This is a genomic window from Muriicola sp., assembly GCF_049669965.1.
Classification (GTDB): domain Bacteria; phylum Bacteroidota; class Bacteroidia; order Flavobacteriales; family Flavobacteriaceae; genus Muriicola.
The window spans coordinates 24,170-34,354 of sequence record NZ_JBATLB010000017.1 but is presented as its reverse complement, the minus strand read 5'-3'; the positions used below and the strand labels follow the sequence as shown (position 1 = coordinate 34,354).

At 41.4% G+C, this 10,185-nt stretch carries 8 protein-coding genes; 6 read left to right on the top strand and 2 right to left on the bottom strand.

Annotated features, from left to right (window positions below; translation table 11 throughout):
* Positions 1–326: 326 nt before the first annotated feature.
* Both WBM49_RS00710 and gldJ read right to left on the bottom strand, forming a co-directional pair.
* Positions 327–1,601, bottom strand: coding sequence for a UDP-N-acetylmuramoyl-tripeptide--D-alanyl-D-alanine ligase (locus WBM49_RS00710; RefSeq protein WP_424370136.1), 1,275 nt, complete (start codon positions 1,599–1,601; stop codon positions 327–329).
* A 63-nt stretch (positions 1,602–1,664) separates the two neighbouring features.
* Positions 1,665–3,332 (bottom strand): gliding motility lipoprotein GldJ, encoded by a 1,668-nt coding sequence (gldJ, locus tag WBM49_RS00705; RefSeq protein ID WP_424370135.1) that lies wholly within the window; start codon positions 3,330–3,332, stop codon positions 1,665–1,667.
* 588 nt (positions 3,333–3,920) lie between these two features.
* Between gldJ and porV the strand changes: the two genes are divergently transcribed.
* The 6 genes from porV (at position 3,921) to WBM49_RS00675 (ending at position 10,170) form a co-directional block, all read left to right on the top strand.
* Complete coding sequence (gene porV, locus WBM49_RS00700) at positions 3,921–5,066, top strand: type IX secretion system outer membrane channel protein PorV (protein ID WP_424370134.1); 1,146 nt, start codon at positions 3,921–3,923, stop codon at positions 5,064–5,066.
* A 77-nt stretch (positions 5,067–5,143) separates the two neighbouring features.
* Complete coding sequence (cdd, locus tag WBM49_RS00695; RefSeq protein ID WP_424370133.1) at positions 5,144–5,632, top strand: cytidine deaminase; 489 nt, start codon at positions 5,144–5,146, stop codon at positions 5,630–5,632.
* Positions 5,633–5,803: 171 nt separating this feature from the next.
* Positions 5,804–6,802: a pyruvate dehydrogenase (acetyl-transferring) E1 component subunit alpha gene (pdhA, locus tag WBM49_RS00690; RefSeq protein WP_424370132.1), complete on the top strand. Its 999-nt coding sequence runs from the start codon at positions 5,804–5,806 to the stop codon at positions 6,800–6,802.
* 4 nt (positions 6,803–6,806) lie between these two features.
* Positions 6,807–8,441: a 2-oxo acid dehydrogenase subunit E2 gene (locus tag WBM49_RS00685; RefSeq protein WP_424370131.1), complete on the top strand. Its 1,635-nt coding sequence runs from the start codon at positions 6,807–6,809 to the stop codon at positions 8,439–8,441.
* Between the two features lie 89 nt (positions 8,442–8,530).
* A complete protein-coding gene (locus tag WBM49_RS00680) occupies positions 8,531–9,490 on the top strand; it encodes a M28 family metallopeptidase (protein WP_424370130.1) in 960 nt (319 codons plus the stop codon).
* Positions 9,490–10,170 (top strand): SDR family NAD(P)-dependent oxidoreductase, encoded by a 681-nt coding sequence (locus WBM49_RS00675; RefSeq protein WP_424370129.1) that lies wholly within the window; start codon positions 9,490–9,492, stop codon positions 10,168–10,170. The genes WBM49_RS00680 and WBM49_RS00675 overlap by 1 nt, the downstream gene beginning before the upstream one ends.
* Positions 10,171–10,185 lie beyond the last annotated feature (15 nt).

Here is a 10,185-nt window from a genome sequence, read left to right as displayed (position 1 = left end):
ACTTTGGATCACGAACGCAGTGAGTAATCCTTTGCCGTAGTTGTTTGAGCCTTTGAAGGGAATAAAAGAATTAAACCCCGCAAATGCGGGGTTATGATTTTCTAATTGCATCCGGGGACTGACTTTGTATCACGAACGCAGTGAGTAATCCTTTGCCGTAGTTGTTTGAGCCTTTGAAGGGAATAAAAGAATTAAACCCCGCAAATGCGGGGTAAGGATTTTCTACCTGCCTTCAGGCAGGATTGCAGCCGCGGAGGAAATAGGATCATCTTTTTATCCTGCTCATCTGGCATAATACAATTATGAAGTCATCCGAATGCGACACTTTACAATAAATCCAGGACCCTTTCCAGCTGCATTCCCCGGGATCCTTTAATTAAGAGGGCGCCTTTTTTTAGTGGGTTTCTATTTATATATTCAGAAAAGTCTTCATAAGACTCAAAAGGTAGGCATCCGCTTTTTGTGTGGTAAAAATTCTTGCCCACCAGAAAACTGTTAGTAAAAGACATTTTCTCCACCATAGATGCGATTATCTGATGCTCTTCTGCCGCACTGTCTCCTAATTCGAACATATCCCCTAACAAAACAGATTTATGATCTCCCGGGACTTGCGTAAAGGCCTCCAAAGCTGCTTTCATACTTGTGGGGTTGGCATTATATGCGTCGAGCATGATTAGCAGGCCATTTTTTTCAAGGAGTTGAGATCTGTTATTTTCCGGTTGGTATCCCTCTATGCCTTTTTTAATATCCCCAAGCGAGACCTTAAAATAAATGCCCATCAATGCGGCAATAGCACAGTTTGGGAAATTATAAGCCCCTGGTAATTGAGTTACTATGGTTTCATCCTGCACCTTCAGTTTTACTGCGGGGTTTGCACCTAAAAATAAGATATTTTGGAGGGATGTGTCTTGCGTGCTAAATCCGGTTTTCAGTTTATAATCCTGTAATTTTTCTTTCTGAATAGGATCGTCTGCATTCCAAAAAATATGTTTCTTTTGAGATATTAAGTAGTCGTATAATTCGCTTTTACCTTTAATTACACCCTGAATACCGCCAAAACCCTCAAGGTGAGCCTTTCCGAAATTAGTAATATACCCATGATCTGGTTGTGCCAGGGAACAGAGGAATTCAATTTCTTTCTGATGATTTGCTCCCATTTCTACCACTGCGATCTCTGTATTTTCCTCAATTGAAAGTAGTGTAAGTGCCACCCCTATGTGGTTATTAAGATTCCCACGCGTACCTATGGTTTTAAATTTCTGGGACAGCACCGCCAGGATCAATTCTTTGGTAGTGGTCTTGCCATTGCTACCGGTTAGGGATATTACGATTGCCTTAGATTTTAGGCGATGATACGTTCCAAGTTGTTGAAGTGTTGTAAGCACTTCTTCTACCAGGATACATCGCTTATCTAAACAGTATGCCTCTTCATCAACAATGGCGTATGCAGCACCTTTAGCCAGGGCGTCTAGTGCAAATTTATTTCCGTTAAAGTTTGGACCCTTTAGGGCAAAGAACAGGCAATTTTTACTGATCTTCCGGGTATCTGTTGATACCGATGGATATTTTAAAAAAATTGTATAGAGTTCCTCAATTTTCATGGTCTAAAGATAAAAAAAGCCCCGACATTTTGTCGGGGCTTTTTTAAATATGCTTCTTAGATCTTATTTGGCTTTTTTGCCACGTACGGTCTTATTTTTGGTTTTGGCCTTGGAACCTACCCTAGACATCGCACAACGGAAACCAATGTAATCTGTTGCCATATATTGCGGTAAGAATCTTCGCTGAGCCGGGTCTAACCAATAGGCCCTGTCTCTCCATGATCCACCTTTATAAACTCTCACTTCGTCATTAATAAGGGTAGTACGCTCGTTACTGGTATCATAACCTCTAACAATAGTTCCTGTAGAATCTCTTTCTACTTGATGCTTTGGAGAATCGTACATTTTACGTTGGTCTGCCGGATCCTCATCTTCGCTAAAGCGATCAAAAAATCTTGTAGATCCCAAATCTCCATCTCTATATCCTCTGTTGTCACTATCGGAGAAATTGGTTCTTAAATATGTTTCATTTTCATCAACCGGTACCGTAAGGATCTCTCCGGGAAGATTTACCGCTACTACTTTACCATTAGGTAAGGTATCAAAAACGATACTATCTCTTAGGATTTTTACCTTTCCATCTTCCCCTATTGCCGATTTCGTATAAATATTACCACGATAGTAGTTAAAGTCACTTATTTCGTCATCAACTATAGGCCTGTAAACATCGGCTACCCATTCGGCAACATTACCTGCCATGTCATACAATCCAAGATCATTTGGCTTATAAGATTTTACTTCGGCAGTGATATCAGCACCATCGTCAGACCATCCTGCAATTCCGCCGTAATCTCCCTTTCCTTGTTTAAAGTTGGCCAATTGGTCACCACGACCAACACGTTGCCCGTTTCTGGTATATTCACCTTCCCATGGATATTTCTTTCTTCCACGGTAGTTATTGTATTCTCTACTACCTTGTAAGGCAGCTGCTGCATATTCCCACTCAGTTTCAGTAGGAAGTCTGTATTCCGGAGAAATGATCCCGCTGCTTCGTTTTGCAAAGACAGATACAGAATCCTTCTTTTTATTTCCTTGTAATGAGTCTATTTGACCATTATATACAGATTCTGGCTTGTTCAAATAGGCCTCGGTATTAAAAGTGCCCGCAACCTCTCCGGTAACTGCCTGGTATTTGGCATCCTTGGCCAGGAATCCTTCCCGTTCTAAAACGGCTTCATTTACCCTGTCCGTTCTCCACTCTGCAAATTGAGTAGCCTGGATCCAGTTTACCCCAACTACTGGATATTCTGCGTAGGCAGGATGACGAAGGTAGTTATTGGTCATTGTCTCATTAAAACCTAATCGGTTCCTCCAAACCAAAGTATCCGGAAGGGCACCTTTATAAATATTGGCATATTTTGGATTTTCTGGAGGATAGACACTTTTCAGATAATCCAGGTATTCCAAATACATGACATTGGTGACCTCAGTTTCATCCATATAAAAAGACTGCACGTGTTGTGAACTAGGTGTATTGTTCCAGTCGTGCATAACATCATCCTGTACTTTCCCTTTTGTAAATGTACCTCCTTCAATAAAGACAAGACCGGGAGATGTTTCCTGCTCCTTAAAATCGGAGTTGTATTGAAAACCACCTTCTTTAGCATTGATCTTCCAGCCAGTGGCGCGAGAAGTATTTTTTGAACTAGAGGATTTTTTGCAGCTGGTAACTGTAAAACCTGCAACTAGCACTGTGCAAGAGAGTACAACTTTGATAAATTGTTTTTTCATCTGTTGATCTTTGATTTAAATAATTTGTTAGAGGTCATTTTTATAAACTTTCTATTCACGATTTGGGCTTAATGACGTGACCTCTATTCCTTTCGGACTTTTTAAAAATTGGATCCTCCTAACGGAATAATCCTGTGTTTAGTGATTTTATAAGACTTTCGGCTACTTAAACGATGTTTTTGACATAATATTTTGCGGCCGTTAAAATAATTGAGAGCCTTATACCATATGATATCAGGCCATCTTTACAAATTCATAACGGAACAAATATCATTATAGTATGAAGCCGGGATATTCTTTGTGTATAACCTTGATCATAAAATGACGTTCTCTGTGGTGGAACCAAGTGAAACGGAAGCGTATCGATGAAATACCTAAGGTTGAACCCTACTACTACTGAAATAATATCATCTTTTATACAAGATATTTTCAAAAAGGCCGTTTACCACATGTACCAATAATTAATCCTGAGAGAATGCAGGAGTGAAATAACTACCTGCCCTCTTCCGAGCCTGCCCGTATACTTGTAGATAGTAGGGTTGCTTAGAACTATGAAGGATTTATCTAATCTTGATAGGTGTGAAAAAAATGAAAAAATTAGTTGGCGTCATATTGTTAATATTTGTTTGTAAAGGATTTGCACAACAAGAAAGAGTGATCACTACTGCTGTGCCCTTCCTGACCATTGCGGCTGATGCCCGTGCGGCAGGTATGGGAGATATGGGAGTTGCCACTTCTGCAGACGCTTTTTCGCAGCAATGGAATCCGGCGAAATTCGCTTTTGCGGAGAGAAAAATGGGGATTGGCGTTAGTTATACCCCATACCTTGAAAGTATTATCACTGATATCTCTCTGCTTAACGGTAGTTTTTACAATAAGATCAATGATAGGAGTGCTTTTGCCTTTAGTTTGCGCTATTTTACCTTGGGTGAAATTGAACTGAGGCAGTTTGCGAATGATCCCGGTACTTTGGCAAAGCCAAACGAATTAGCTTTGGATGGATCGTATGCTCTCAAACTGAGCGATCAATTCTCTATGGCGGTGGCTGGCCGATTTATAAGATCAAATCTCAGATTACCTGAGATCAGTAATGTAGATTCTCAGGCCGCTAGCTCTTTTGCAGTTGATGTGGCAGGATATTACAGATCTAAAGAGGTAGCCTTTTCCAGTTTTAACGGACGATGGCGAGCCGGATTCAATATTTCCAATCTGGGAGGGAAAATTCAATATGATGAAGGCGGACAGGAGAACTTTCTTCCTACTAACTTAAAGTTTGGTGCCGGATTCGATTTTATTCTCGATGAGGACAATGTACTTGGAATTACCGCAGAGTTTAACAAGTTATTGGTTCCCACTCCCAGAGATTTTGATGGCGATGGGGATGTAGATTCGGCAGATAATGATGAATACCAACAAATTGGTTTTCTGAACGGTGTATTTGAATCCTTTGGAGATGCTCCGGATGGTTTGAGCGAAGAATTCAAAGAGTTCACCTGGGCATTGGGAGCAGAATATTCCTATCAGCAATCCTTTATGGTTAGAACCGGGTATTTCAATGAAAGCGAATTAAAAGGTTCCAGGAAATTCTTTGCCCTGGGTGCCGGGTTTAAGTTTAAGTCGGCTCAGATAGACCTATCCTATTTGTTTTCATCCTCACAGGTGCGAAATCCGCTGGAAAATACCCTGCGCTTTTCTCTTACATTTAACCTGGGGGAAGAATTCATCAATAATTAAAAAACAATACCTGATAATAAACCTGCCTTCGAGCAGGTTTTTTTATTTTAGGGGGTAAGGAATTGTATATTTACTTGATGAGAAGCAAAACTCTTTCTTTCCAATTAACCATATTTGAATCGTTTGCGGAACTTCCCAAGGAAGATCTCGAGCTAATAGACCTGGCTCTCAAAGCCAAGGAAAATGCCTATGCCCCTTATTCAAATTTTAAAGTTGGGGCCGCTGTTTTATTGGAAAATAAACAAGTTGTCATAGGGAATAATCAGGAAAATGCATCTTATCCTTCGGGCCTTTGTGCAGAGCGTGTTGCGGTTTTTCAGGCTGGCGCGAAATTCCCCGGCATTCCAATTGTAAAGATCGCTATTGTGGCAAGCTCAGAAAGCCAGATAACCAAGGAACCTGCAGCGCCATGCGGAAATTGCAGACAGTCTATATTTGAATATGAGAACAAACAAGAAAGACCCATTGAATTGATCCTGATGGGGGGCGAGGGGCCCATCTATAAATGCCGTTCTGTAGCGGATATCTTGCCCTTGGCATTCGGAAGTGATTTTCTTAAAAAGTAAAGAAATTACTGGGATCAGAAATCGCCTATTCACCTTACTTTAATGCACTCTAAGCTTTTTTCCCATTTCTTTTTCACTATGAATATAATGTGTATTTTTGTTTTCTTCTGCTAACAGGATAGGAGAGTTCACTAGCAGGTGTGGGGTATTAACGATTAAACAAATCTTTGAATGAAAAAAATTACCAAGGAGGTCTACTTAAAATGGTATGAGGACATGCTATTTTGGAGAAAGTTTGAAGACAAATTGGCGGCCGTCTATATCCAACAGAAAGTTCGTGGATTCCTCCATTTATACAATGGGCAAGAAGCTGTACTGGCGGGGGCATTGCATGCGATGGATTTAACCAAAGATAGGATGATCACAGCCTATCGGAATCATGTACAACCTATTGGCATGGGCGAGGATCCTCGCAGAGTTATGGCAGAATTATATGGAAAGGTTACCGGTACCTCAAAGGGAATGGGTGGGTCTATGCATATTTTTTCAAAGGAACATCGTTTTTACGGGGGTCACGGAATTGTAGGTGGCCAGATACCTTTAGGAGCCGGACTTGCTTTTGCTGATAAATATTTTAAACGAGATGCCGTAACCCTTTGCTATATGGGAGATGGTGCCGTACGCCAGGGTTCACTTCACGAATCATTTAACCTTGCAATGCTATGGCAATTACCCGTTGTATTTGTCTGCGAAAATAATGGATATGCCATGGGTACTTCCGTAGCTAGAACCTCACACTCCACTGAAATTTGGAAATTAGGTCTGGGATATGAAATGCCATGTGGGCCTGTAGACGGGATGGATCCCGTTACGGTTGCTGAAGAAATGAGTAAGGCGATTGAAAGGGCCAGAAGCGGAGGAGGCCCTACCTTTCTGGAGATGAAAACGTATCGCTACAGAGGGCATTCAATGTCTGATGCACAACATTATCGCACTAAAGATGAGGTGGAAGAATACAAAAAAATAGATCCTATCACACAGGTTTTGGAAGTGATCAAGGAAAAGAAATACGCTTCAGAAGACGAGATTAAGGCTATTAATGACAGGGTAAAGAATTTGGTAAAAGAATGTGAGAAATTCGCTGAGGAGTCAGATTATCCGCCTGTTCAGCAATTGTATGACATGGTTTACGAACAAAAGGACTATCCGTTTATAGAACACAAATTATAGATACATGGCAGAGATCATAAATATGCCCAGGCTTAGTGATACCATGGAAGAAGGTACCGTGGCAAAATGGCTTAAGAAGGTAGGGGATAAAGTAGAAGAGGGTGATATATTGGCGGAAATTGAAACGGACAAGGCTACTATGGAGTTCGAATCGTTTCATGAAGGAACACTTTTACATATTGGAATTGCAGAAGGAGATGGTGCTCCTGTAGATTCCCTGCTGGCAATCATTGGTGATGAAGGAGAAGATATTTCCGGACTTATAAATGGCGGGGCATCGGTGTCAAGTCCTAAAAATGAAGCTCCGAAAACTGCCGAAGCAGAAAAGCAAACTGCCCCCGAAACTAAGGTCTCTGACAAAGAGGGTTCTACAATACCCCAAGGAGTAGAAGTGATTAAAATGCCTCGTTTAAGCGATACCATGGAAGAAGGTACCGTTGCTACCTGGCTCAAGAAAGTAGGGGATGACGTGGAAGAGGGAGATATCCTGGCCGAAATTGAAACAGACAAGGCTACTATGGAGTTTGAATCGTTCTATTCAGGGAATCTGCTGTACATAGGGATCAAAGAAGGTGAATCTGCTCCCGTAGATGATGTTCTTGCTATTATAGGCCCGAAAGGAACGGATGTTGACGCGGTCTTGAATAATAAATCAACATCTGCACCCGAGAAATCAGATAAAGAAATCGCAATTCAGGAAGTTGCGGAAACAAAAGAAATTGAACCAACGAATACGGCCGTAGCTCATGACGGACAGCGATTATTTGTTTCGCCTTTGGCGAAAAAAATGGCCGAAGACAAAGGAATAAACCTTGCCAATGTAAAGGGATCCGGGGATCATGGTAGGATCGTCAAGCGAGATATTGAGAATTTCAAACCTTCAGAAGTTGCGGCCACTGCCGATACTCCTGTGGCACAAGTTCAGTCCTCTGCGCCAGTGAGTCTGCCTGTAGGCGAGGAAGGATCGGAAGAAATAAAGAACTCTCAAATGCGTAAAGTAATTGCGAAGCGTTTGAGCGAATCTAAGTTCACCGCACCTCATTACTATCTTACTATTGAGGTAGATATGGCCAATGCTGCACAGTCCAGGGCTCATATAAACAATTTACCAGATACCAAAGTATCCTTTAATGATCTGGTGGTAAAGGCTTGTGCCATGGCACTTCTAAAACACCCTCAGGTAAATACAAGTTGGAACGGAGATACAACTCGTTACAACAAGCATATTCATGTTGGCGTTGCGGTAGCCGTCGATGACGGACTCGTGGTTCCTGTGCTTAAATTTGCTGATCAGCTTAGCCTTACACAGATTGGTGGGGCCGTAAAAGATCTTGCAGGAAGAGCGCGTATTAAAAAACTAACACCGGCAGAAATGGAGGGCAGCACTTTTACCGTCTCTAATTTGGGTATGTTTGGAATTCTGGAATTTACCTCCATCATTAACCAGCCCAATTCGGCAATATTATCTGTAGGTGCCATTGTTGAAAAGCCTGTAGTGAAAAACGGGGAGATCGTAGTGGGAAGTACTATGAAACTTACACTGGCTTGTGATCACAGAACAGTGGATGGCGCAACCGGGGCTCAGTTCTTACAAACTCTCAGGGCGTATATGGAGAATCCGGTAACTATGCTGGCATAACATACAAATGTATATAACAATATCTTAATCATTTCAAAAAAGCATTCATGTAGCTGGTGAATGCTTTTTTGATGAATAAATATAAAAAAATGAAAAGAAGCCTGATACTTATAATTCTTATAGCGCTTATGTCTTGCAAGTCCACTCAGAATGTGCCCTCTGCTGATGAGATAGACATTGCCAATTTCTCAAATGCCACTCTTATTGGTACCCATATGAACTTTTTGGCATCCGATGCGCTAAAAGGAAGGGATACAGGTTCGGAAGGAATAGATATGGCTGCATCCTTTCTTATTGAAAACCTGGAAGCGAATAAAATAGGATCGTATTACAACGCCTACCAGGACACTTTAAGTAATTACGAATCAACTGCTTATAACATTGTTGGCGTATTGGAAGGGAATGATCCTTCTTTAAAGAATGAAGTAGTGTTAGTTGGTGCTCATTATGATCATATTGGAGTATTGAGTGCACAAAATGGCGACTCTATTGCGAATGGAGCCAATGACAATGCCACCGGAACGGCTACCGTGTTAGAATTGGCTCGTTATTTTGCCAAAGCCAATGTTAATAAGCGCACCTTGATCTTCGCCTTCTTTAGTGCCGAAGAAAAGGGCTTGAAAGGATCTGCACACCTGGCCAAAAAAATGAAGGCAGAGGGAGTCGATCTTTATGCGGTACTCAATTTTGAGATGACAGGAGTGCCCATGACAGACAAGGACTATCTCGTATATGCTACCGGTTTTAATATGTCTAACGTAGCTGCAGTCAGTAATGAGTATGCCGGCGAAAAAATCGTAGGATTCTTACCTACTGCCGAGGGATACAATTTGTTTAAACGTTCAGACAATTATCCTTTCTATGAAGTCTTTAAGATCCCTGCACATACTTTTTCTACCTTCGATTTTACGAACTTTGACCACTATCATAAAGTAGGTGATGAGGCTAATATCATGGATTTTGCACATATGGCCCAAGTGGTAAATAAAATGATACCGGTGGTTCAGGGAATCACCAACGCAGAAATCAAAGAGATCGTACTAGACTAATGGCGAACGTAATTATTACAGGATGTAGCAGAGGAATTGGCTATGAGTTGGCTGTTCAATTCGCACAAGAAGGGCATCAGGTTTTGGCCTTATCGCGAAACGCGCAACCCATAAGTGATCTCAAACACGTTAATATTCATTGTTTTTCCTTTGATATAACCGATGATGAATCTTTAAAGAAGGTAGCCGAGTTTATAAAATTACAGTGGAAAAAAGTGGATATTTTGATCCATAATGCAGGGTTGCTTGTCAATAAGCCCTTCCTGGAAACCAGCCTCGATATGTTCGATATGGTATATCGGGTAAATGTATTTGGAGTTGCTGCACTGAACAAAACCGTGATCCCCTTTATGCCTGCTAACGGACATGTGCTTACCATTAGTTCTATGGGAGGCGTTCAGGGGAGTGCTAAATTCCCGGGATTGGCGGCCTATAGTTCAAGCAAAGGAGCTGTAATTACCTTAACTGAATTACTGGCGGAAGAATTTAAGGAAACGGGTCCTTCATTTAATGTGCTGGCCCTTGGGGCTGTACAAACAGAAATGCTGGAGGAAGCCTTTCCCGGATACAAGGCGCCTGTTACAGCAGACCAAATGGCAACTTATATAATGGACTTTGCCCTGAAGGGTCATCAACTATACAATGGGAAATTACTGCAAGTGTCCAAATCTACTCCTTAGTACTACCTTGTTGTT

Excerpts from the sequence above, each read along its gene's own strand:
- WBM49_RS00710 (WP_424370136.1), bottom strand. The coding sequence starts at position 1,601 with ATGAAAATTGAGGAACTCTATACAATTTTTTTAAAATATCCATCGGTA.
- gldJ (WP_424370135.1), bottom strand. The coding sequence starts at position 3,332 with ATGAAAAAACAATTTATCAAAGTTGTACTCTCTTGCACAGTGCTAGTT.
- porV (WP_424370134.1), top strand. The coding sequence starts at position 3,921 with ATGAAAAAATTAGTTGGCGTCATATTGTTAATATTTGTTTGTAAAGGA.
- cdd (WP_424370133.1), top strand. The coding sequence starts at position 5,144 with ATGAGAAGCAAAACTCTTTCTTTCCAATTAACCATATTTGAATCGTTT.
- pdhA (WP_424370132.1), top strand. The coding sequence starts at position 5,804 with ATGAAAAAAATTACCAAGGAGGTCTACTTAAAATGGTATGAGGACATG.
- WBM49_RS00685 (WP_424370131.1), top strand. The coding sequence starts at position 6,807 with ATGGCAGAGATCATAAATATGCCCAGGCTTAGTGATACCATGGAAGAA.
- WBM49_RS00680 (WP_424370130.1), top strand. The coding sequence starts at position 8,531 with ATGAAAAGAAGCCTGATACTTATAATTCTTATAGCGCTTATGTCTTGC.
- WBM49_RS00675 (WP_424370129.1), top strand. The coding sequence starts at position 9,490 with ATGGCGAACGTAATTATTACAGGATGTAGCAGAGGAATTGGCTATGAG.